16 protein-coding genes and 2 pseudogenes are annotated in these 22,558 nt (G+C 60.3%); 7 read left to right on the top strand and 11 right to left on the bottom strand.

From position 1 onward, the window contains the following. Positions 1 to 8 precede the first annotated feature (8 nt). The 9 genes and pseudogenes from PMI30_RS0129855 to PMI30_RS06530 all read right to left on the bottom strand — a co-directional run bounded on the left by PMI30_RS0129855 (position 9) and on the right by PMI30_RS06530 (position 12,559). Positions 9 to 1,246: pseudogene (locus PMI30_RS0129855) on the bottom strand (MFS transporter). 10 nt (positions 1,247 to 1,256) lie between these two features. Further along, positions 1,257 to 2,192 (bottom strand): SphA family protein, encoded by a 936-nt coding sequence (locus tag PMI30_RS06495; protein ID WP_008012971.1) that lies wholly within the window; start codon positions 2,190 to 2,192, stop codon positions 1,257 to 1,259. Positions 2,193 to 2,270: 78 nt separating this feature from the next. Beyond that, complete coding sequence (locus PMI30_RS06500; RefSeq protein ID WP_008012970.1) at positions 2,271 to 3,254, bottom strand: helix-turn-helix domain-containing protein; 984 nt, start codon at positions 3,252 to 3,254, stop codon at positions 2,271 to 2,273. Between the two features lie 147 nt (positions 3,255 to 3,401). Further along, a complete protein-coding gene (locus PMI30_RS06505) occupies positions 3,402 to 5,825 on the bottom strand; it encodes an efflux RND transporter permease subunit (protein ID WP_008012969.1) in 2,424 nt (807 codons plus the stop codon). A 52-nt stretch (positions 5,826 to 5,877) separates the two neighbouring features. Continuing rightward, positions 5,878 to 6,981 (bottom strand): WD40/YVTN/BNR-like repeat-containing protein, encoded by a 1,104-nt coding sequence (locus PMI30_RS06510; protein ID WP_008012968.1) that lies wholly within the window; start codon positions 6,979 to 6,981, stop codon positions 5,878 to 5,880. A 69-nt stretch (positions 6,982 to 7,050) separates the two neighbouring features. Continuing rightward, positions 7,051 to 8,412, bottom strand: a complete 1,362-nt coding sequence (locus PMI30_RS06515; protein ID WP_008012967.1) for a DUF1329 domain-containing protein — start codon at positions 8,410 to 8,412, stop codon at positions 7,051 to 7,053. Positions 8,413 to 8,427: 15 nt separating this feature from the next. Next, entirely contained in the window at positions 8,428 to 10,077 is a 1,650-nt protein-coding gene (locus tag PMI30_RS06520) for a DUF1302 domain-containing protein (RefSeq protein WP_008012966.1), read from the bottom strand. A 179-nt stretch (positions 10,078 to 10,256) separates the two neighbouring features. Then, entirely contained in the window at positions 10,257 to 11,024 is a 768-nt protein-coding gene (locus tag PMI30_RS06525; protein WP_008012965.1) for a coniferyl-alcohol dehydrogenase, read from the bottom strand. Between the two features lie 59 nt (positions 11,025 to 11,083). After that, positions 11,084 to 12,559, bottom strand: coding sequence for a benzaldehyde dehydrogenase (locus PMI30_RS06530; protein ID WP_008012964.1), 1,476 nt, complete (start codon positions 12,557 to 12,559; stop codon positions 11,084 to 11,086). A gap of 294 nt (positions 12,560 to 12,853) precedes the next feature. Here PMI30_RS06530 and PMI30_RS06535 point away from each other — a divergent pair, with 294 nt between their 5' ends. Next, positions 12,854 to 14,629: a sigma-54-dependent Fis family transcriptional regulator gene (locus tag PMI30_RS06535; RefSeq protein ID WP_008012963.1), complete on the top strand. Its 1,776-nt coding sequence runs from the start codon at positions 12,854 to 12,856 to the stop codon at positions 14,627 to 14,629. Between the two features lie 125 nt (positions 14,630 to 14,754). Then, the gene (locus PMI30_RS06540; protein ID WP_008012962.1) at positions 14,755 to 15,651 is read left to right on the top strand and encodes an alpha/beta hydrolase; all 897 of its coding nucleotides are present in this window, start codon (positions 14,755 to 14,757) and stop codon (positions 15,649 to 15,651) included. A 37-nt stretch (positions 15,652 to 15,688) separates the two neighbouring features. Here PMI30_RS06540 and PMI30_RS32215 read toward each other — a convergent pair whose 3' ends face one another. Together PMI30_RS32215 and PMI30_RS32210 are read right to left on the bottom strand one after the other, a co-directional pair. Further along, positions 15,689 to 16,444: a methyl-accepting chemotaxis protein gene (locus tag PMI30_RS32215; protein WP_443216312.1), complete on the bottom strand. Its 756-nt coding sequence runs from the start codon at positions 16,442 to 16,444 to the stop codon at positions 15,689 to 15,691. A 102-nt stretch (positions 16,445 to 16,546) separates the two neighbouring features. Next, a pseudogene (locus PMI30_RS32210) lies at positions 16,547 to 17,326 on the bottom strand (MCP four helix bundle domain-containing protein); the annotation flags it as partial. Between the two features lie 234 nt (positions 17,327 to 17,560). Here PMI30_RS32210 and fliB point away from each other — a divergent pair. From fliB to PMI30_RS06570, 5 genes are all read left to right on the top strand, one after another. Then, positions 17,561 to 18,736 (top strand): flagellin lysine-N-methylase, encoded by a 1,176-nt coding sequence (fliB, locus tag PMI30_RS06550; protein WP_008012960.1) that lies wholly within the window; start codon positions 17,561 to 17,563, stop codon positions 18,734 to 18,736. 182 nt (positions 18,737 to 18,918) lie between these two features. Next, positions 18,919 to 19,683, top strand: coding sequence for a substrate-binding periplasmic protein (locus PMI30_RS06555; RefSeq protein ID WP_008012959.1), 765 nt, complete (start codon positions 18,919 to 18,921; stop codon positions 19,681 to 19,683). Between the two features lie 61 nt (positions 19,684 to 19,744). Beyond that, positions 19,745 to 20,128 (top strand): CesT family type III secretion system chaperone, encoded by a 384-nt coding sequence (locus PMI30_RS06560; RefSeq protein ID WP_007895837.1) that lies wholly within the window; start codon positions 19,745 to 19,747, stop codon positions 20,126 to 20,128. Then, positions 20,125 to 21,288 carry a T3SS effector HopA1 family protein gene (locus PMI30_RS06565; RefSeq protein ID WP_008012958.1) on the top strand — a complete coding sequence of 388 codons (1,164 nt, stop codon included), beginning with the start codon at positions 20,125 to 20,127 and terminating at the stop codon, positions 21,286 to 21,288. Before PMI30_RS06560 ends, PMI30_RS06565 begins: the two co-directional genes overlap by 4 nt. 19 nt (positions 21,289 to 21,307) lie before the next feature. Beyond that, positions 21,308 to 22,519, top strand: coding sequence for a T3SS effector HopA1 family protein (locus tag PMI30_RS06570; protein ID WP_008012957.1), 1,212 nt, complete (start codon positions 21,308 to 21,310; stop codon positions 22,517 to 22,519). The last annotated feature ends 39 nt before the right edge of the window (positions 22,520 to 22,558 follow it).

Here is a 22,558-nt window from a genome sequence, read left to right as displayed (position 1 = left end):
CTCCGGATCTATTTCAATGACGAATGGGTGAAAGGCTCGGGAGAGTTCGATTGGTGACGCAACAACCCAACGATCCCCCAAAACAACGCGGCAGCGAGGCTGGCAAAGGCCAGCCACTCGATGGCATGGCGCAAGTCCCCGGCAAACGCGCTCAGCACAGCTACCACCAAGGGACTGACGAACTGACCGAAATACAGGCAGGCGGTAAAGCCGCCCAAGCCCCGGCCACGGGTTCGGACACTCAGGGCCTCCATCACCGGCGCCATGACATTGGGCACCAGCAGTCCCGCGCCCAAGCCATGGATCAGCACTGCCAGCAACACCTCGTTGTAGCTTTGCCCGCGCATCAGCAACCACAGCCCGAGCGCCAGCAACAGCAGCAACACCGCATTGGTGCCGGCGATCCCCAGACGCCGACGCAGCAGCGGCCAGGCCAGGGAGCCGCCCAGGGTGGCCAGCAGGCTCAGGCCGGCGGACAGGCCAATCAGGGTGCTGGATGTCACGCCAAGACCGACCAGCAAAATGGGCGCCTGCACCGGCACTACGAAGCTCAGCACCATACCGCCGAGGATCAGCAGATAACCCAGCATCAGCGGCAGGATCGCCACCCGCTCCGGTCCCTGCGCCTCAACGCATGGCTGAGCACGAACCGGTTCCCAGAGCACCTTCATCATTGCAGGCACTAACAGCAGCGGCAGCAGATAGAGGAGGAACGGCAAGCGCCAGGAGTGCTCGCCCAAAGCACCGCCCAGGACGAAGAACAGCGCGCCGACCAGGCCGATGGGCGATTGATGTAGCGCAGTCGCTCTTCGCCCTGCCAATAGTCGGCGATCAAGGTCGCGCAACACGTCATCACCGCCGCTTCGGCCACCCCGAACAGCAGGCGCACGGCGACGATGGACAACAGATCTCCGAGCAGTGCCGGTACCGCGCCGAGCACCGCATAAAGCAAGGTGGCGATCACCAGCAGCGCCTTGCGCCCCACTCGATCGGCGAGCCAGCCGGCCAGCGGCGCGCACAAGGCAATCGCCAGCGCCGGCCCGGTCACCGCCAATGGCACCAGCAGATCAGCCCGAGGATTGAGCGGTCCGAACTCGGCACCGAGTTTGGGCAGGATCGGCGCGATCATCACCGCTCCCATGATGGTCAAGCTGCTGCCCAACATCAGCACCAGCCCTTCACGGCGTCCCGTGGCCTGACGCGCGACAGGCGTCGCCAGGGTCGAAGCAGAATGCACAGAAGTCATGATCCGGTCCTCAGAAGCTTTGGGAAACGCGCAAGGCGACGGTGTAGCCTTCGGCGCGGTTGCGCGCGCCTTGCTCTTTGTAAAGGTGCAGCCAGACTGGCGGCAGCCCCGGTTTGAAGTAACTCACCGCCGGGCCCACGGCCAGCACCCGGGCACGATTGCCGCTGGTCAAGCCGGGAGCGTCGTCATCCGTGAATTGGCGGTAGTAGTACCCGCCGATGCCTGCGGTCCAGGGGCCAAAGTGCTGTCCCACGGCGAACTCATGACGGTACTCCACGCCGCTTTTGTAGTCGGTGTCCGGGTTGCGCGTGTTGACGTCCACCTCGAAGCTCGACGACACCTCGAAGCCGGTGTCGCTGATATAGGTCGCGTTGACAATGGGGGAAAAAGTCCAGTGATTGAGCCCGGGGGAAATCAGCCGGTTCTTGTCGTAGTCGCCGGTCGGGGCCTGGATCTGAAACTGGGTGTTGATGAACAGGTTGGGCGACAGGGTCCACTGCAGGATCAGCGGGAGGAATTGCACATCGGCCAGGCGGAACGGATCGGCCTCAAGCTTCAACGGACCGCCCGGCGTCGGCACCTCCAGGGAAGCGTCCATCTTGAAAAAGGGCACAACCGTGCCAAAGCCGTACTTGGCGCCCAGAACGCTGTAGTCCGTCATGCGCATGTAGGCCAGGCCGATCGACAGCACGTCAAGGGAGAAGTTGTTGTCGGAGGAACGCCCGTGGCGGTCCTTCTGCACATTGGCCGAATAAAAGGCTGTGCGCAGGCCCAGAGTGCCGAACGGCGTGGCCGGCGGCATCATCCCTGCGCCAAAGTCATAGACCCCTACAGCGGTGGTCGGCGCCCCATTTTCAGTAGCCTGTGCTGCGGTGCATAGGCTGAACAGACCCAGGGTGACCAAGGTGACGCGACTGACGTTTGATTTGTTGTTGTTGTAAATCATCGAATGCCCCTCCCAACCAAATGGTGTGGGCCATCCTAGTAACGACCCCGGGAGGCGGGTTATCCGATTTCAGCACAGTTAATGGCGACGCAAGGTCTGCGATGGCGTCTCACCGAACAAGGTACGGTAATCACTGGCAAAGCGACTCAGGTGCCAGAACCCCCAACGTGCCGCCACCTGTTGCACTCCGTGCTCATCAATGCTGTCTCGCAGTTCGCGGCGCACCGCATTGAGGCGCAATGCCCTCAAATACGCCACCGGATTAATGCCCAGGGTTTCCTGGAAACAGTACTGAAGTTTGCGTCGACTGGCACCGATGTGATTGCACAGATCAAGGATCGACAATGGCTCGTCCAGATGCCCCAATGCGTATTCCCTGGCGCGATCGACCATGCGTTTGCGCGCCGTCGGGCTCAGGGGCGGTACCTGGTCCGGCGCGACTAACTCCAGCAGTTGCACCATCACGGCGTCGCGGATGCCATGACGAATCGCCTCATAGCCCAGCAGGCTATCGTGCCCCTGATCGGCACTGGCCAACTCATCGAACAGTGCCGCCAGCTCCGCCTGCACCGAGGACATCCCCAAACGGTAACACTTGGGAAGATCGGTAATTCGAAACCGGGCGCCCTGGCGCTCCAGCACATGTTCAAGGGCCTGAACTTCAACCGCCACCCCCAAGAGATCCAGATGCTCGGGCGTGCGCAGATCGGGCAGGTGGTCACCATGAGCCACCAGCAGGCTCTGCTCATGAATCGGATGCCCCGCACAAAACACCGGCCCCTGTGAACTCAACGGCACACTGAAGGTAATGGCCCCTTTCCAGGCGTTACCACTCTTGAGCATCGACTGATTAGAGCGGTCCCGCACCAGTTGCATCCAGCCTGCGCGAAACTCGATCAACTCGCCTTCGAAACGTCCTGGCGTCAGCTGGTCATAGCGTACCTGCCAGCCGCCCATGTTCTGTGCGTGCTGATCGATGTCATTGGTGCGATAGCGATGAATCACCGCGGTCATGTCCGGCGTGCCGGTAGCGACTTCCACGCCTGGATTATTGTTATTCATGGACCTGTCCTGTTGGGCACACAAGGCTTACAGACCGTTGAGCACGCAAGTTCCATTCCGCCAGACCGAGCAATGGTGCAATTGTGCCGAAAACGGCTACTCGCAACGACAGCACTCCATCCCGGCCCTTGCTCTTTACCGAGTGCTTCAGCCCTCCTTGACCCACTGCACAAGCACGCTCGCCTCAGGCTTTTTTGCGAAGACCTTCTGCGGCAGCAGCAGCCAGGCCAGTGCTGGCAGCAGGATCAAGGCACCGAGCATGTTCACCAGGAACATGAAGGCCAGCAGGATGCCCATGTCGGCCTGGAATTTGATCGGCGAGAAGGCCCAGGTTGATACTGCAACCGCCAGTGTCATGCCGGTCAGCAGTACCACTTTTCCGGTGAACAACAGCGCTTGGTAATAGGCTTGGGCCAGGGTGTCACCGGCACGCATTCGAGCCAGGATCACGCTCAACACATAGAGCGCATAGTCGATGCCGATGCCCACGCCGAGCGCGATGACCGGCAGTGTCGCCACTTTTACGCCCATGCCCAGCCCCACCATCAGCGCCTCGCAAAGAATCGAGGTGAGCATCAGCGGCAGCATCGCGCAAAGGGTTGCACGCCAACTACGGAAAGTCAGCAGGCATAGCAGGCTGACCGCACCGTAGACCCAGAACAGCATCTCGTGCATGGATTTTTTCACCACGATATTGGTCGCGGCTTCGATACCGGCGCTGCCGGCGGCCAGCATGAATTTGACCTCTGGCACCTGATGCGCAGCGATGAAGGCCTCGCTCGCCTCCACCACCCGATTCAAGGTATCGGCCTTGTGATCGGACAGGTAAACGTACAGCGACAGCATCGAACAGCCCTGATTGAACAGCTCCCGCGGTGCACGGGTCTGTACCGCTCCCAGCGCGCCGTCATTGGGGATCAGCTCATACCACTTGAAGTTGCCTTCGTTGTAACCGGCCGTGGCAATCTTGCTCAGCGCTGCCATTGAAGTGGTCGACTCCACGCCGGGCAATTGCTCCAGTTGCCAGGCCAACGTGTCCACCGCAGACAGGCTGGCGTAGCGCGTGCACTGATCTTCTGGCGTCTTGATCATGATCACGAAAATATCCGAACTGGCCGCATAGTTTTGGGTCATGAACAGCGCGTCGCGGTTGTAGCGCGAGTCGGCGCGCAACTCCGGGGCGCCAGGATCGAGATCGCCGATCTTCAGGTTCAGGCTCACGGCAAAACCGAACGCTGCCAACAGCAGGCCGCCCAGCATGGCGCCAATGGCCCAGCGCCGTTGGGTGAACAAATCGAGCACACGCCACAACGGATGCTTGATCTGTGCCTGCAACTCGGCGGTTTCCGAACTCAGGCTGCGTTGCGCCGCTGTCGGGCTGACACCGATATAGCTGAGCAGGATCGGCAGCAGAATCAGATTGGTGAAGATCAGCACCGCCACGCCGAGGCTGGCGGTGATCGCCAGGTCCTGAATCACCCGGATATTGATCAGCAGCAACACGGCGAAGCCCACCGCATCGCAGAGCAACGCGGTCATGCCGGCGGCGAACAGTCGGCGAAAGGTATAACGCGCCGCCACTACCCGATGGGTGCCACGACCGACGTCCTGCATGATGCCGTTCATCTTCTGCGCGCCATGGCTCATGCCGATGGCGAACACCAGAAACGGCACCAGCGCCGAGTACGGGTCCAGCTCGTACCCAAGCGTCGCAAGCAGGCCCATCTGCCAAAGCACGGCCACCAGCGAACAGGTCACCACCACCAGGGTGCTGCGCGCGCAACGGGTGTAACCGTAAAGCACCACCACGGTCACCAACACAGCCATCACAAAGAACAACAAGACCTGGGTCAGCCCCTCGATCAGGTCGCCGACGATCTTGGTAAAACCGGTGATGTGGATGCGCAGTTCATCGGTCTGGTACTTGTCCCGCAGCGCCTCCAGCTGCCGGGAGAACTCACCGTAATCCAGGGCTTTGCCAGTTTGCGGACTGATTTCCAGCAGCGGCACGAAGATCACGCTGGACTTGAAGTTACCGGCCACCAACTGACCGACCTCACCGGAGCGGGCGACGTTGGTCCGCACCTGCTCGATGCTGGTCGCCGAGCCATCGTAATCGTCGGGGATCACGGTGCCGCCATCGAGCCCCTCCTCGGTCACGGCGGTCCAGCGCGTGGTCGGGGTCCATAACGACTTCATGTAGGGGCGGTCGACACCCGGCAGCAGATAAAGCTCGTCGTTGAGCCTGGCCAGGGTGTCGAGGTAATCCTTGGTGAAGATGCTGCCCTGTTTGACCTCCACGGCGATTCGCAACGAGTTGCCCAGACCGCTCAACTCGCTGCGATTCTCCAGGAAGTTGGCGACATAGGGGTGCCCCGTAGGGATGGTCTTCTCATAGCTGGCGTTGATGCCGATGCGCGTGGCTTGCCAACCGAGCACCAGCGTCACCAGCAGACACAGCAGGATCACCAGCGGCCGATGGTTGAAGATCATTCGCTCGGCGAAGTTGCCCGACGCCTGGTCGAAGTCTTCCAGGCGGCCGATCACGGTTTGGGTTTTGTCGTCTTTCAAGTCTGACTCCTGTTGCACGGGCCATGGCCCGATAGCGCTACACCGTGAAGTTTCAAGGTTTGGCGGAGGCCCGCGGATCCTGATCAGTGGCCACGCCACTCAAACCGACGCTGGCCAGACTGCCGTCGGCTGTCTGTTGCACGGCAGCGACCGTCCCGCCGCTGCGGCTCCGGCGTTTGTCGAAACTGCGACCCTGGTCATGGCTGAACAACAGTTCGCCGCTCTGGCTGGCCAACAGCAGGCTGCCGTCACGCAGTTCGATGGCGGTCGCCAGCGTTGATTCGATGCCGGTGTCGAGTCGTCGCCAACTGCTGCCACGGTCCTCGGACCACCAGGCGTTGCCGCGCAATCCATAGGCAATCAACGCTCCGTCGCGGGTACCGAGAAGACCGAAAAAGCTGCCTTCATAAGGTGATTTCAGGGCCTTGAACGAATGCCCGGCATCGGTCGAACGCAACAACAGACCGCGCTCTCCGACCAGAAGCAGATCGTTACCCGAAGCACGGATCGCATACAGGTTCAGGCCCTGCGGATTGTCCACATGCTGCATCCACGGTCGCCAGTTTCGTCCGCCGTCGTCGGTCCGATAGATCTGGTTATAGGCACCCACGATGTAGCCATGCAGCCGGTCACTGAAGTACAGGTCGAGAAACGGTTTATCCGGCCCGTCATCCAGCATCTGCCGTGCCTGCGCAAGGTTACTGGCGCCGCCCGGCTGATCGGCATCGCGCTCCGCGGCCTGCACCGCCAGCGCGGCGGCACGCTCACCGTCGAGTTGCTTGTGCCAGGTTTCGCCACCGTCCTCGGTGTGCAACACCACCCCCAGATGACCGACCGCCCAGCCCTGCTCCGCGTCGACGAATTGCACCGCGGTCAGGCTGACGCTGACCGGCACACGGGCCTGGCGCCAACTCATTCCAGAGTCATCCGAGAGCAACACGATGCCGCGCTCGCCGACCGCCACCAGACGCTCGCCGGCCCGGGCCAACCCAAGCAATACCGCACGTGCCGCCTTGGCGGTCGGCAGTGCCGGCTGCTGTAGCACAGCAAACGTCGCGGCCTGCGCAACCATGGACGTGCTCGCCAACAGACACAACGCCAGCGCGCCGGCACTCCATCGCAGACCGAAACTCGCAAAGATTTTTTCAACGTTCATGTCTTTATCCCGCCTGGAAAATCGCCAGCGACCGCGACGAGTTTTTCGCTCGTCACGGCGCTCCATGGTTCAACGCATGTTTTCGTTGGCCATGGCATCCGGTGTGTAAAAGGAAGCCGAAGGTTTTGCGATCGTCTGGTACTGGACCGCCAGATCGTTGCTCGAAGAGTTAAGGAAGTAGGCGCCCGTATCGAGGTTGTAGCTGCCCCACATGACTTGCGCAGTGAGCGCCGGCAGGTCCGGTGCCAACAGCGTCAGCGAATACATCTGCCGGCCCAGTTTGCCCTGGGCGTCATACCCGTCGACCATCAGGATCTGCCAGGAGTCCTCGTCGACGTAGTAGGTCCGATGCGGCACCACATGGCGCTTGCCGGATTTGAGCGTGGCCTCGACCACCCAGACCCGATGCTTCTCCCAGCGCACCAGATCAGGATTGAGGAAGTTCTGCTTGACCAGGTCGTCGCTCTTGGCCAGGCCGGCGCGATTATTGTTGTAAGGGACGATCAGTTCTTTCTTGCCCGCAAGCTTGAGATCGTAGCGGTCGGTAGGCCCGAACAGCATGAACGCTTCGTCAAACAGACCGACGCCGGAGGTGACGAAGTCCGGGGTGTCGTAGGCGATGTTCGGCGCTCGCCGTACCCGGCGCTGGCCGACCAGATACTGCCAGGCTGCACGGTTGGCCGGGTCCATGTCCCAATGGGTCATCAGGCCTTCGCCGGCCTTGGATGACGGCAGTTCGGTCAGCAGCTTGCCAATCTGGTACTTGCCGGCAAAATTTTCCAGGCTGCCGCTTTCCGAGTAGTAGGGAAACTGATAGCTGAACAGGGCTCGGGTGGCCTGGACCTTCTTGCCACCGGCGGTCATCAGCCAGGTATCAAAAGGTGCGCTGATGGTCTCGCCGCCCTGCCAGGACAACCGGTAGTTCCACAGCACTTGCGCGCCGTTGTCCGGGATCGGGAACGGGATACCGCCATAGGCGCTGCTGACTTTCTCGGTGTCCACATCCAGTGTGGCACGGGTGGCATTCTTGCCGGTGTTGTCATACACCCATTGCGGGGCCGCTGCCGAGCGATGGGTCGGGTATACGTCCAGGCGATAGTCCGGGTATTTCTTCAGCAGGAGCTTGGTGCCTTCGGCCAATCCGCTGGCGTACTGCTCCATGTTCGAGGCCTTGATCGAGTACAGCGGTTTCTCGCCGGCGAATGGATCGGCACGTTTGTCACCCGGTTTGTAGCCCGGCGCGACCTTGGTGTAACCGCCGTCCCAGGCCGGGATGCTGCCATCGGCGTTGCCGGCGCGCTCACCGCCAAGGGGCGTCAGTTCAGACTTCAAGCGTGCAGCCTGTTCAGGCGACACCGCTGCCTGCGCCAGGCTGATTCCGGCCAGGGCCAGGGTAAGGACGCAAGTGTTCAGGAAAGCGTTGTTCTGCATGGCGAATCCACCTTATTAGAATGAGGTTTTCACGTAGAGCGAAACGAAGTCACGGTCGGCCAGTGATTGCCCGTAACTGAAATTGCCGTCCTCGCGCAGCCCGGCTTTTGGCGCACCGAAGAAGTTCACGTAGTTGAGGCCGACATCCCAGCGCTGCAGATACGTGGCCTTGAGCCCGACACTCCAGTCGCCAGCATGGGTATTGCCGAAGCCCGACTTGTTGACGGCCGAAGAACGCCCGTCGAGCACCACACCCATGCCGATCGGCACGGTCAGGTCGATCCCGTCGACAATCTGGAAGTACGCAGGCTCCACCAATACCCTTAGCGCCGTGGCATCACGGGTGGTGTTGGAGTCCAGCGCCGCGGCGTTCTCGGTGACGCTCAGGGTTCGGTTCCAGGCCAGTTCGGCCAGTGCCGAACCGCCATCCCAGAAAGCACCAGGCGATAACAGGTAAATCGCCGAGAGGTTGGCGTGAGCGGTTTTGCCTCGGGCAAACAGTGAGTCATCGCCGCCATCGGCCTCCATGCCTGGGGTCACCACTTGCAGGTTGCTCACCAGCGGCGCATTCCAGCGCACGGAGGTTTCACCGGCAAAGTTGAACGGCCCATAGGCAGTGGAGAAGCTGACGCCGGCAGTCTTGATATCTTCGGCGTAGACCTGACGATAAGAACCCAGGATCGGCAGCCCGGTGGCCGCCGCGGCCGCACCGTCGAGGTAGGCATACAGGCCGATCGGGGTTTTGTCGTGATACTGCGCGGCGTAGAAACCCAGCTCCAGTTCGGTCCCGGTCGGTTTGAAGCGAATCTGCATGCCGCCCTGCCCCGAATTTCGTGGCTTCACATCGCCGCCATTCACCGTGTCGTTGCCGAACACTTCGCGCAGCGAACCGCTGCCATATCCGATGGCATCGACATCGCTCAAGTAGCTGCCGGCGCCGGGCAGATTGGAACGTTCCCACTCGAACTGGTAGTAAGCGCCCACCGACAACTGCGGGTTGATCTGCAACTGCCCGGAGATCTGGTTGACCGGACGCAGGATCTCCTTGAACTGGGTCCCCGGCACACTGAGCAACTTGACCACATCGGTCGGGCCCTGGGCATTGGCGATGCCGTTGCCACCGTAGAACAGGCTTTCACCGTAGATCAGGCTGTGCCGGCCCAGACGCACCACGCCCTGGGAGTCGTCACCGAGGTCACCGCGCAGGAACACGAAGGCGTCGAGAATTTCCGCGTCGCGACCGTGGAGTTCGCGGGTTTCGCTGAGGAAATGCGGCTGCTCGCTGCTGTCGGTGTCCTGGTTGTAGATATCGTCGTACCAGGCCGCGCCGCTCACACGCAGCCCATAGTTTTGCCGGCTGAGGTCCATTTCAGAGAACAGGTCCAGGCGGTTGGAGACCAGGCCGCTGCTGAAGTTTTTATCGCCCTGACTCTGGATCGAGGGGTACAGGCCGTTGGCGGTCGGTGCGTTGACCAATCGGCTGTCCTGACCTTGCAGACGCCAGGCCTGGCTGTACTTGATGGTGTTGTCCCAACGCAGTTTCCAGTCCGAATCACCCAGGTCCATTTGCATGGCCTCGGCCCTTTCGACCATTACGCCTGTGCTGCATAACGCCAGAAACAGGGCGCAATGCTTGAAACGAAAGCAACGTTTAACGTTGTCCATGGACGCTCCTCATTATTTTTATTTTTGGCATGGCTTTGCATTTGTGGCGAGGGGGCTTGCCCCCGCTGGGGTGCGCAGCGGCCCTGAATTCAGGCAACGAGTTCTCTCAAGCAGACCCCGTGTACCGGTTTGCGACTGCTTCGCAGCCGAACGGGGGCGAGCCCCCTCGCCACGGGGTTTCAGATGTAGGTGGAGGCCAATCCGCCATCGACCGCCAGGTTGACGCCGTTGATCCAGCGCGACTCGTCGGCACACAGGAAAGCGATCACCGCCGCCACCTCATCGGCATAACCGGGGCGCTTCATGCGATGGGCATCGGCCTGGGTTCGTGCTTCACCGAGCATGCTCACGAAGTCGCCGAGGATGGGGGTGAAGACCGGGCCCGGCGCCACGCTGTTCATGCGCACTGAATGTTCGAGAAACCAGGGCTGGGCCTGCAGGTAGTTCCAGACGATCAAGGCTTCCTTGAAATACTGGTAGCAGGTCTCATCCGGTACCGGGTGCTCGGCCAGCCAGGCTTGCGCGGCGGCGAAACCTTCGATGCGCGCAAGCGCCTTGTGCAACTCCAGGCGTAACGGCCACTCGGCGCCGAGGATCGAGGCGATATTGACGATGCTGCCGCCAGCGGTGATGCGCGGCAGCAATGCCTGGCTAAGGTGACGCAACCCCAGGTAGTTGACCTTCGCCAGCAGTTGCGGGTTTGCGGTGCCCGGCACCCCGGCGATATTGCACAGGCTGTCGACCCGTGCCGGTAGCTGCGGCAACAGCCGGTCGATGTTCTCGGCACTGCTCAGATCGCCCTGAACAAAACCGTCCAGGGTCATGTGCGGGGCCTTCAGATCGATACCAATCACGTGGGCGCCGTGGGCGCGCAGCAGGCTTGCAGTGGCGGCGCCGATACCCGAAGAGACCCCGGTCACCAGCACCATCTTGTTGTCGAGTTTCATGTTGAGTCCTCTTATTATTTTTGTGTACTCGCCCGACCTCGTCGGTCTGGTCCTGTCCGTCAGAACGGGTAGCGTGGCGCCTTATCCTTGACCGTCACCCACTGCCATTGGGTGTATTCGTCCCAGTCGGCCGGGCCGCCAACGCTGCCGCCATTTCCCGAGCTGCCGCGCCCACCGAACGGGTTGATGCACTCGTCGGCCACCGTCTGATCGTTGATGTGCAGCAGACCGCAATTAAGCTGCTCGCCAATCGCCATCGCGTGCCCGACCGAAGGCGAAATGATCCCCGCGGACAAGCCATACTCGGTGCGGTTGGCCAGGTCGATGGCCTCATCGTCGCTGGCAAAACTCACCACCGTGGCCACCGGGCCGAAGATTTCCTCGTCGAATGCGCGCATGCCCGGGCGCACACCGGAAAGCACCGTAGGTTGGTAGAACAGCCGTTCAAACTCGCCGCCGGCTTCCAGCGTTGCCCCGGCAGTCACACTCTCCGTGACGATTTCATGCACGCGTTGCAGCTGTCGTTTGTTGATCAAAGGCCCCAGCACCGCCTCGCCGCGAGCGGCATTGCCGACCGTGATCGCCCGGGCTTTCTCTGCCAGCCGGCGGACCAGTTCTTGCGCGATCGATTCATGGGCCAGGATGCGTCCAGTGGCCATGCAGATTTGCCCCTGATGCAGCCAGGCACCCCAGGCGGCATTGCTCGCCGCCAACTCAAGATCGGCATCTTCGAGCACAATCAACGAGTTCTTCCCGCCCAACTCCAGGGCGACTTTTTTCAGATGACGCCCAGCCAGCTCCGCGACCTTGCGCCCGGCGGCGGTAGAACCAGTGAACGCGATCATCCGAACATGCGGGTCGCGGCACAGGGCCTCACCGGCCACGGCTGCGCCCGGCAAAACCTGCAGCAGTCCCTTGGGCAGACCGGCCGCCTCGAACAACCGGGCAATGATGAAACCGCCACTCACCGGGGTTTGCGGATCGGGCTTGAGCACCACCGCGTTGCCGGCCGCCAGCGCCGGTGCCACCGAGCGCAGGGAGAGCACTAGGGGAAAGTTGAACGGCGAGATCACCCCGACCACGCCATGGGGCAACCGGCGCGCATAGGACAAACGCCCCGCTTCGCTTGGGAGGACCAACCCATGGGGTTGCGACAGCAGGCCGGCAGCCTGATGCAGCAACACGATCGCCTCACGAACCTCATGCTCACCCTTGAACAGGCTGCCGCCGCTTTCTCGAGCGATGTACAGCGCCAATTCGGCAAAGTGTTGCTGGGCCAAGGCTGCGGCGTTGCGAAAGATCTCTGCGCGTTCCCGTGGCCCCAATGCCGCCCAGGCCGGTTGAACACGGGCAGCGATCAGGCTGGCAAACGCGATGTCCGCCGCATCGGCCAATCCTGTGACGGTCAGTACCTCTCCGGTGGCCGGCTCGATGACTCTATTGACGCCGCCCAATGGACGTATCCAGTCGCCATTGAAGATGCGTTCGCACCACAGCTCGTCCCGCAGAAAATCAGATGGTTCACTTACCGACATTTCGGTCTCCCGGCTCTTGTGTTTGTAATTGCCTGACGCGGCCTTGCTAAAGCGATGAAGGTCGTCTGCGTCTTGAAGCACTAGAGCAAGGGCTGTGCCGACTTCCAGCGTTGCGCTGCGTTTTAGGTAGCGAAGGCTCTGGCCTGAGGGCTTGAGAGGAGCATCGACGAATAGAGCAAAGCGTTCGGCCCTCGGCCGACACCCGGCCACTTGTCCAAATGATAAAGTTATGTTTAATAACTGTTTTGCTAATTGATCATTTCGATCAGTCGACTCGCTCAGGGGCATATAACAATGAATAATCCCCATTCGCTGCTTCCTCATCTCGCGGTGCAGGAGGAACATTTCTCGCCCCGGGGAGACAGTACGCAACTGGCCGAGGGCAACTCACCGACCCTGGCCGAGTTGACCGAATGCCTGTTCTTTTCCCCTGTCGACGGGCGCATCTGGCTCAACGACCAGCGCATGCTGCTATTGCACAGTTCATCCTTCGGCGCACTGCGGCGCGAGATTATCGAGCGCCAGGGACTGGAACAGACCCGCGGTCTGTTTACCCGCACCGGGTATTTGTCCGGCGCTCGCGATGCGCGATTGATCCGCGAGCGCTGGCCAGACGCCGATGCTGCGGCGGTTTTCTCCGCCGGCACGCGCCTGCACACGCTTGAAGGCATGACCAAGGTCGAACCCCTGCACTTCAAATTCGACGCCGACTCAGGCTTCTACGAAGGTGAGTTCCTCTGGCACCACTCCTGTGAGGCCGACGAACATATCGCCGCCTACGGGATCGGCCAGGATCCGGTGTGCTGGACCGAACTGGGCTATGCCATCGGTTACGTCAGCGGGCTGTTCGGCCGCCTGGTGATCTTCCGTGAGACCGAGTGCCGCGGCATGGGCCATGAGAGCTGCCGGGTGATCGGCAAGACTGCCGAGCAATGGGGCGATGTCGAACAGGACCTGAGTTACCTCACCGCCACGCCATCCAGCGTCGCCCCCAAGCAGCGTCCAGCCCCGGCGCCCACGCCCCAGGATGACGACAGCGAACTACCCGGCGGGCCAAAACCCATTGGCGCCAGCGCCGCCTTCAACGCCGCGACCCTCGCCTTGCAGCGCGTTGCGCCGACGCCGGCCACGGTGCTGTTCAGCGGCGAGTCCGGGGTCGGCAAGGAATTGTTCGCCCGTCAGTTGCATCAGTTCAGCCCACGCCATCAAGCACCTTTCGTGGCCCTCAACTGCGCCGCGATCCCGGACAATCTGATCGAGGCCGAACTGTTCGGTGTCGAGCGCGGCGCCTATACCGGCGCGACCCATTCGCGCCCAGGACGCTTCGAACGGGCTCACGGCGGCACGCTGTTTCTCGATGAAATCGCCAGTCTCAGCCTGCCCGGGCAGGGCAAGCTGCTGCGTGCATTGCAAGAGCGTGAGATCGAGCGCATCGGTGGCAGCCAGCCGATCAAGGTCGATGTCCGGGTGGTGGCGGCAACCAACGTCGACTTGCGCAAAGCCGTGGCGGCCGGAGACTTTCGCGAGGACCTGTTCTATCGCCTGAACGTCTACCCCATCACGTTGCCGCCACTGCGCGAACGTCGTGATGACATCCCGTTGCTGGTCAACGCGTTCCTGCGACGCTTCTGTCAGGCCTATGCGCGCAAGCCCGCCGGGCTGACCATGCGCGCGCTCAAGGTGCTGTTGCGCTATGACTTTCCCGGCAACGTGCGGGAATTGCAGAACCTGGTCGAGCGCGGCCTGATCGCCAGCGAAGACGGTCAAGCCATCGATCTGGTCCACCTGTTTCGCAACGAACCCATGCCGCAGGAGGCGTACTCTCTGGACGGCAATGGCAGCCTCGCAGCCACTGACCCCTGCCCCGCCAGCACACAGCCTCGGCCGGCCTTGCTGGAAACCCTGGCTCGTCTGGAACACGGCTTCTCCATTGAAGGACTGGAGTCGCGCCTGATCGACGAAGCACTGCAAAAGAGCGAAGGCAACCTGGCGGCCGCCGCGCGGTTGCTGGGGTTGAGTCGTGCGCAGTTTGCGTACCGATTGAAGAAGTACCGACAAGCATCGGCCTGATGCAGGCCGACCTGGGGATGAAACGAAATTATCTTGCCAATATAGTTATTAACATTAACTATGTTGAAAGTTAACTTGTTTGGCGGAAGACCCCATCCATCGCGGTACAACGATCAGGAAACCACATGGCCCACAACAATATCGACGGCCTCATCGAACAACTCAGCCAACTGCCGCCCCTCGGCTCGCTGACGATCGACCAACAACGTCAACAGGCCGAACGACTCTTCGGCAGCGCTTCCTGTGGCGAAGGCGTGACCTTTGAGGCCGCCAACCTGGCCAGCGTCAGCGGGCTTTGGGCTATTCCCACGGATGCCCGGCCTGACTTCGTGTTGTTGTATCTGCATGGCGGAGGCTACTCGTTCGGCAGTGCCCAGGCCTATCGCCCGCTCACCAGCCAATTGGCAGCCCGCAGCCGGATTCGTACCCTGTGCATCGATTACCGCCTGGCCCCGGAACACCCTTTCCCGGCCGCCGTAGACGACGCTCTGGATGTCTACCGTGCACTCCTCGAAAACGGTGTGAACGCCGAGCATCTGGTGCTGGCCGGAGACAGTGCCGGCGGCGGTCTGTGCATGGCTCTGATGTTGGCTGCCAAGGCCGCTGGTTTGCCGCTGCCCGCGGCTGCGGTAGTGATGTCGCCCTGGGTGGACATGGCTCAGACAGGAGAGTCCTGGAATTTGCAGAAGGCTCGAGATCCATTGCTCGGCCCGCTTGCTGGCAAGACCCTTATGGCCGACACCTATTTGCAGGGCGCCGAGCCACTGAATCCGCTGGCCTCCCCCCTGTACGGTGACCTTCAGGGTTTACCGCCAGTGCTGATCCAGGTGGGCAGTCGGGAATGCCTGCTGGACGATTCAACCCGGCTCGCCAGCCGCCTGGCCAGCGCCGAAGTGGCGGTCCACCTGGACGTCTGGCCGGGAATGATTCATGTCTTCCAGACCATGAGCGATCAACTCGAAGAAGCCCGCCGGGCACTGGACCAGATCAGCGCCTTCCTCCTACGGCACCTGGGTCGTTGATATCAGCCTGGGCGTGTTCTATCGCTGAAGTTTTCTTTCATAACGAAAACTTCAGCACCATCTCCCGCAAGCCCTGAGCCAGCCTGGACAGTTCACCACTGGCCACGCTGGAGCGACCTGCATCTTCAGCGGATTGCATCGAGAGTTGACGAATGTTGACCAGATTATGATCGACCTCCCGAGCCACTTGGGCCTGTTGCTCGGCGGCACCGGCAATGAGCAGATTACGTTCAGTGATCAGCTCGACCGCAGCGGCAATTTCGTCAAGGGCGCTGCCCGCAGAATTGGCGACTTCGAGCGTGCTTTCCGCTCTGCTCGTGCATTGACTCATGGAGTGTGTGGCACCATCGACGCATGTTTGAATACTGGAAATCATCGCTTCAATCTCAACCGTCGATGCTTGAGTTCTGTGCGCCAGCGCCCTTACCTCGTCCGCCACAACGGCGAAACCGCGACCACTTTCGCCGGCACGGGCGGCCTCGATGGCGGCATTGAGTGCCAACAGATTGGTTTGATCGGCGATGTTACGGATCACATCCAGCACCCGGCCGACTTCCCGGCTTTTATCGGCCAGCCCCAGGACCAACACCGAGGTATGGCCCAATTCATCGGCCATGTTCTGAATCGCACCGACCGTGGCAAGCACCTGGTCCCGCCCTTGCCGGGAAGAACGATTGGCGATGACTGATGAATCTGAAGTCGACGCGGCATTGCGTGCCACATCATCGACGACCGTACTCATTTGATTGACGGCGGTTGCAGCCTGGATCACTTCGTCACTCTGCTTGTGCATGTGCTGCGTATTTTTCTCGGTAGCCACCTGCATCTGTTCTGCGGAGACGGCTACTTTGTCTGCCGTGTCCGAGATGAGCCTGATCGTGCCACTCAGACTCGACTGCATACCGACCAGCGCATTGAGCAACCCTGCCAGCTCATCTGTCCCCTTGATATTGACCACCCCGGACAAATTACCGGAAGCAATATCCTGAGCCAGCTTTGAAGCCTGGCGCAGTGGTTGCGTGATGCTGCGCGTCAGCAGCCATGCCATCACTGCACTGAGCAGAATCACTCCGAGTGCCAGCGCCCACATCAGTGCGTCAAAGCTTGTCGCGACATCGCGAGCTTGCGCCGCAGCCTTCTGGTTCATCCTTTCTTCGAGGTTGATCATTTGGTTGACCACGCGCAACCACTCCACAAAAGCAGGCCGGGCTTCGGCAAGCAAGACCTCTACCGCGCGTGGCGCTTGTTCGCTCATGCGTAAATGGATGACCTTTTCAATCAACGGCAAGGTATTGACCTCAACCTCTTTAATCGCTGAAAGCGCTCGCTGTTCTTCGTCGGTAATATCGGTGCGCGACGCAAAAATCTTGTCCAGGGCGATGGCCGCTTCAGCGTAGTTCGCCGCGAGTTGTTTTATTTTTTCAAGTTCAGGATAGACATCCTGAATGTTGTTTATCAGCAGGATGTCACGCAAAACAATCGCCCGATCATGCACACTTCCCCGGAAGTTGATGGCATAGCGGGTTTTCACATTGTTGACGTCATTGATTCGCGTCAATGTGTCCTTGATTTCATGCACGCGACTCATGGCCAGCAGTATGGAAGCAAGCGTCAGTATCAATACAAAGGTAAAGCCCAACCCCAGTTTCTGCCCAACGTTCAGCTTCAGTCCCATGTTGATCTCCATGCGCATTATTTTATTAAAATAAGAATTCCGTCGTTGGCGAAAAACAAAAACCGAACGATCTCCTGCAAGCCAGCGGTTTTAATTCAGTGGCTGCCCGAAGCGATTCAGTTCCATTGCAACGCGATCAAGGCAATCAGAAGTTCCCTCGCTATTTGCGCTGCGGCCATGGAACAACTCCAGCACAACGTCCACTCAGTCTGAAACGAACGCTGGAGATTGTTCATGGGAATTCAGTCCACCAGGGCTTTCAGGTATGTGCAGCAATTCGCGTGCTTGGCCGAACGCTGCGAAGACAACTGCTGCAAGGGCGACTGGCGTATCGCGGTCAGTGATCGCAGTCAGGATTTGTATAGCCGAACCTACCCTGAGCTCTTGAACCTGATCGTCAAAGACGATTCGGGCTATCAAATGAGCCGGGCTGGCGGTCAGTGTGGAGCGCTTCAGGGCGGACGTTGCCAGATACACGCGCAACAGGGCGAACAAGTACTCACGGATACCTGTGCCAACTACCCGCGCATGTATCGCCGGATCAATGGTTCGCTGGTGAAATCGGCGACCATGAGCTGCCCGGAAATCGCCCGCCTGGGGCTGTTTGGCGACGACCCGTACCGTATCGAGGAAAGCCGGCAAGACGACTTCCACCTTTACGGGGCAAGCAACCTGGCGTTTGCTGGCATCGACGCGTCCCACTGGCGTTCAGTGGTCGACTTTCTTCTGCAGATAGCGCTGTCGACGGAACTGTCCACCGGGCAGGTATTGCTGCGCCTGCACTGGATCGCCGCCAGGCTGAACGCGTTGCCCTATGCCTGTTGGGCCGAAGAGCTCCCCTTTCAGGCGGCAGGGTATGAACCGCCAATAGCCAGCAGCGAGCCGATCATTGCGGACCCGTTGCTGATCGTGCTGATGAACATTCTGAACGCATCCGGTGTGCCGCCGGCATTGCGTCAACAAATCCTCGGCGCCTCGCTCATCGAGCCCGGTGAAACGCCGGAACAGGCTCAATGGATGCTGAAGCCTGCCTATCGAGACCTTTACCGGGAAAAGATTCATGGCACGCTCGACCCGATCCTGAAGCGTTTCATTGCCGCCGAAATGACCCGCACGGGATTCCCGTTCATTTCCAGTACCAGTGCCGGGCTTGATTATGGGGCGAGCCTTACCGAGTGGGCGGCCACACTGGCCATCCGGACCTTGACGCTACGCCACCTGCTGCTTGCCCATTGTGATGCCGACACACGGCAGGCGCCGGACCGGCAACAAGTGGTTGATCTGGTTTATCGATTCTGCCGGGCGGCCAGCCATAACGCTGTCACGGTAACCGAGAGGACATTGCGTAATGCAATCGGTGACAGGGGCGCAGCGTATTTGTGCGCGCTGATCGCGCAAATAGAGGCTTGAATAAAGAGCAACAAGCGCCCCTGTCACCCTGGGAGGATGTGTCCTGACCTCAAGTCTGCGTAGAATGCCGGGCCGATACCGGATTCAATAACAAACGACGGTCGGCAGACTCATCATCCCTGTGATCAACACCACTGGTGACTTGTGGCGCCCTTTTACGTTCAATGCCTGAACTATCAACCATGAGCGAGAGCTCATGGGTATCAATAGCCAATACAAAAGCGCTTTGCAGGCTTTGTCTGTGGGTATCGCTGCTGATCACCTTTAACGCGCAGGGCGCCTCCTTGCCGCTTGAGTTGTATATCCCGGACGCTCCGCCACTGACGTTTGTCGATGGTTCCAAAGGCCACGGAATGGTCGGAGAAGCCGTCCTGACGGCCATTGCCAACGCGGGTTATGTCGCTCATGTCCATGGGCTTCCCTGGGCCAGATCGCAGAAGTACGTCAGCGAGAAGCAGGATCTCCTGATAGCCCCCTTGTCACGTACGCCAGAACGCGAGGATCGCTTCACCTGGATCGCGTCGATCATGCCCATGGAGCGAGCCTTTTTCAGCCTCGACCGGCCAGTGAGCAGCTTTGCGCAAGCGAAAAAAACCTACCGGGTGATCGGCGTCGGCCTGGGCAGTGCGCAGGAGGAAATCCTGCGTGCACAAGGCTTCAGCGACGAGCAGATCTACCCGCTGACCATTGGCGACAATCCCGCGCAGATGCTCTTGAAAGGTCGCCTTGATGCCTGGTTCAACGGTGTGCCCGAGAGTCAATACATCTGGCCGAAGATGTCTGAACGCAAGCTGTTCATGAGCCCCGTCATGAGCCGCGCGGAGCTCTATCTGGCTTGCTCCAGGCTTTGCTCCGAGCAACTGGTGCAAGACTTGCGCAAGGCGGTTGAAACGCTTCGCGATGACGGCACCCTGGCGCGTATACAACAGAGCTATTTGTCGCAATAACGGAACCGCCAGCACCCGCCACACCACTTAGCCCCTATGTCCATCATTTACGGGTTAAGCCATGAGTGGCCTCTTCTACAAAACCTTGCTCAAAGATCTTTCCACCGCCCTCGAGATGCAGCCCTTGGCGTTCGATGCCCGAGGGATGTGCGATCTGATCATCGATGACACCTATCCGCTGAAGCTGGCGTGCAATGACCCTCACCAGCGCCTGCTGCTGATCGGTTTGCTCGAGACGCCAAAAGACCTGCCGCTGCAGCGCTTGTTGGGTGGTGCGCTCAATCCCCTCGTCAGTGCCGGTCCCGGACTCGGTTGGGATGCTGGCAGCGGTTTGTATTTTGCCTATCAAAGCATCGCCCGGGAAAAAGCCAGCGTAGCGGTGTTGATGCGCGAAATCGCGACGCTGATCGACTGGATCAAGGGTTGGCGTGAGGCGCGTATATGAATCCCGTGCAATCACACTTTACCAGTGTCGAAGCGCTGAAAGACTCGACTGTCGACGTGCGGGCGCTCAAGGCCCACGGCCGGATCGAGGTCAATGGCAAGCATTATGAAATCCGCGCCGCGGCGGATGGGCAACTCAGTGTGCAACGCCCGGACAAACAGGCCGCCGTGGACAAGTTCTTCAAGAGTGCCAGCCATCTTCTCGGCGGACAGAGCCAGAGCACGCGGATCGCCCAGACGCTCAACGAGAAAGCCGCCGCAGCCTCTGCACGGCCGCAGCTTACGCGCCAACTGGGTGGACGCCTCAATCTGCAACAGATCAACCTGGAGCAAGGCCAGAGCAGTTCCTCGGCGACCGCCGTTACGGCAAAAGAAGGCGAGATCCCCGACGGCAAGAAGGCCTTCGCCAGCCTGCTCGCCTGGACGAAAAAAGCGCAAAAGCTCAAACAGCCCATGCAGGAAACCATCTACCAGCTGTTCAAGCAGGAAACACCCAAGTCCAGGCTCATGGCGCCCGACGCGCAGAAAGCCTACATGGAGGGGTTTAAAAAGCTCGAACGCACGGTGGGTATCGATCTGTGGCCCCAAGGGCTGGACGGCATGAACAAGGAAGACCGCCTACTCGGCGTCTACATGGCCGAGCATCCTGGTGCAGGCAAGGACTTCTACCGGATCGTGCCTGAACACTCTCGTCGCACAGAGGAAGACGATACGGGACGGCTGACCATCGGTGTCGAGCCGCGCTATGCCGGCGAATTGGCAAAGGCCATGACGACGCTGATCAAGAACGAGGGCAATGTCCTCAGCGGCAAAATAGCCGGGCCGGAAATATTTGGCCAACGAACCGATTCGGCCATTCTCTATGTGCGCAGCGATTACGCAGAGACCCAGGCGTTGGGCCGCAAACTACAGAGCATGTTGCCCGCGCAGGCCTTCATCGACCATACCCCCGCGGGCATGCAGTCGGCGGGCAAAGGTCTGGCCTATGCCGAAACAGTCAAGGGTGACTCGAGCAGTCATGGCCTGTCACGAGCAGACATCATTGCGACCGTGCTGAGCGATCACAGCAGCGGCTCCCTGGAGAAAAAGCTGAAAACCGCGCTTGCCGCGAAAGGCTATAACCCGGACAACCCGGCTTTCAGGCAACCATCCACCCGCTGAACAAGGACGCCTCTGCGCCATGAATCCTCTGCAATTTCGCTTCCCCAGTGTCGAGGCACTGATAAACGCGCCCGTCGATATCCCGGCGCTCAAGGCCCATGGCCAGATCGAGGTCGGCGGCAATACCTATCGGATCAGTAGTGCGGCGGATGGCCAATTTCAGGTCGAACGCCCGGACGATCAAGCCACACAGTGGACCTTCTTTAAAAGCGTCTACGCCCTCCTAAATGGGCAGAGCGAGGATTCGCATATCGCCCGGACACTGAACGAGAAAGCCGCTAATCCCCCGACAAATCCACGGCAAGAACCTTTCCCGGGGGGACGTTTCCAGCTCAACCCGCTCATCCTCGAAAAAGGCCAGAGCAGCAGCCCGGTGACCGAAGTAAAAGACCAGGGCGTGCCCGACGGCAAAGAGGCCTTTGCCAGCTTGCATGAATGGGCCAAAAAGGCTGAACACCTCAAACAGCCCATAACCACGGAAGACATTTACACCCTTTATCTGGATGACAACCCCAAGGTTCAGCGCCTCGAGCCTGCAGAACAAAAGGCCGTCTTGAATGAGCTGGTAAGACTCGACCGCGAGCAAGGTGTCGATATAACGCCGCAATCGTTCGATGAGATGCCGGCCGAATACAGAAGAGTCGTCACCCTCGACAGGCTCATCGAGGGGCATCCCGACCCGGGCATGGATTTCTACCGGTTCGAGCCGAAAGGACGGACTTCCCACGAGCTGAGTACGGGGCGCCTGACCGTCAATATCGAACCGCGCTTTTCGGGTGAATTGGCGCAAGTCATCGCGACACTGGTCAAGAGTGAGAACGCTATTGTCGCTGCCAAGATAGCCGGCCCCAGCGAAATGGGAGCCCGGCCGGACTCTGCCGTTCTCCATATCAAGGCTGACTACGCAACGACCCAGGCACTGGGGCGCAAGCTCCAGGCCATGCTTTCCCGGGATGCCTTGATCGACCATGCACCGGCGGGCATGCAGCCGTTGGCCAAGGGGCTTTACTATGCCGAGACGATGAAGAATGACTCGAGCAGTCATGGCATCTCGCGCGCCACGCTGATTGAAACCGCGTTGAAGGATCAAAGCGACGGCGCATTGGAGAGCAAACTGAGAAAAGCGATTGCCGAGCGGGGTTACAACCCGGACAACCCGGCTTTCAGAATGACACCAACACCCATGTTGACTGACACACCGCCATCGCGAGCAGGCTCGCTCCCACATTAAATGCATCAACACCACAAATCCCCCGTAGGAGCGAGGCTT

The sequence above is a fragment of the Pseudomonas sp. GM50 genome, assembly GCF_000282375.1.
GTDB lineage: Bacteria > Pseudomonadota > Gammaproteobacteria > Pseudomonadales > Pseudomonadaceae > Aquipseudomonas.
The sequence above is the reverse complement of the archived record's forward strand: the minus strand, read 5'-3'. Positions and strand labels throughout refer to the sequence as shown.

Coding starts and splice junctions, on each gene's coding strand:
- PMI30_RS06495 (WP_008012971.1), bottom strand. CDS start 2,192: ATGATTTACAACAACAACAAATCAAACGTCAGTCGCGTCACCTTGGTC.
- PMI30_RS06500 (WP_008012970.1), bottom strand. CDS start 3,254: ATGAATAACAATAATCCAGGCGTGGAAGTCGCTACCGGCACGCCGGAC.
- PMI30_RS06510 (WP_008012968.1), bottom strand. CDS start 6,981: ATGAACGTTGAAAAAATCTTTGCGAGTTTCGGTCTGCGATGGAGTGCC.
- PMI30_RS06515 (WP_008012967.1), bottom strand. CDS start 8,412: ATGCAGAACAACGCTTTCCTGAACACTTGCGTCCTTACCCTGGCCCTG.
- PMI30_RS06520 (WP_008012966.1), bottom strand. CDS start 10,077: ATGGACAACGTTAAACGTTGCTTTCGTTTCAAGCATTGCGCCCTGTTT.
- PMI30_RS06525 (WP_008012965.1), bottom strand. CDS start 11,024: ATGAAACTCGACAACAAGATGGTGCTGGTGACCGGGGTCTCTTCGGGT.
- PMI30_RS06530 (WP_008012964.1), bottom strand. CDS start 12,559: ATGTCGGTAAGTGAACCATCTGATTTTCTGCGGGACGAGCTGTGGTGC.
- PMI30_RS06535 (WP_008012963.1), top strand. CDS start 12,854: ATGAATAATCCCCATTCGCTGCTTCCTCATCTCGCGGTGCAGGAGGAA.
- PMI30_RS06540 (WP_008012962.1), top strand. CDS start 14,755: ATGGCCCACAACAATATCGACGGCCTCATCGAACAACTCAGCCAACTG.
- PMI30_RS32215 (WP_443216312.1), bottom strand. CDS start 16,444: ATGCACAAGCAGAGTGACGAAGTGATCCAGGCTGCAACCGCCGTCAAT.
- fliB (WP_008012960.1), top strand. CDS start 17,561: ATGGGAATTCAGTCCACCAGGGCTTTCAGGTATGTGCAGCAATTCGCG.
- PMI30_RS06555 (WP_008012959.1), top strand. CDS start 18,919: ATGAGCGAGAGCTCATGGGTATCAATAGCCAATACAAAAGCGCTTTGC.
- PMI30_RS06560 (WP_007895837.1), top strand. CDS start 19,745: ATGAGTGGCCTCTTCTACAAAACCTTGCTCAAAGATCTTTCCACCGCC.
- PMI30_RS06565 (WP_008012958.1), top strand. CDS start 20,125: ATGAATCCCGTGCAATCACACTTTACCAGTGTCGAAGCGCTGAAAGAC.
- PMI30_RS06570 (WP_008012957.1), top strand. CDS start 21,308: ATGAATCCTCTGCAATTTCGCTTCCCCAGTGTCGAGGCACTGATAAAC.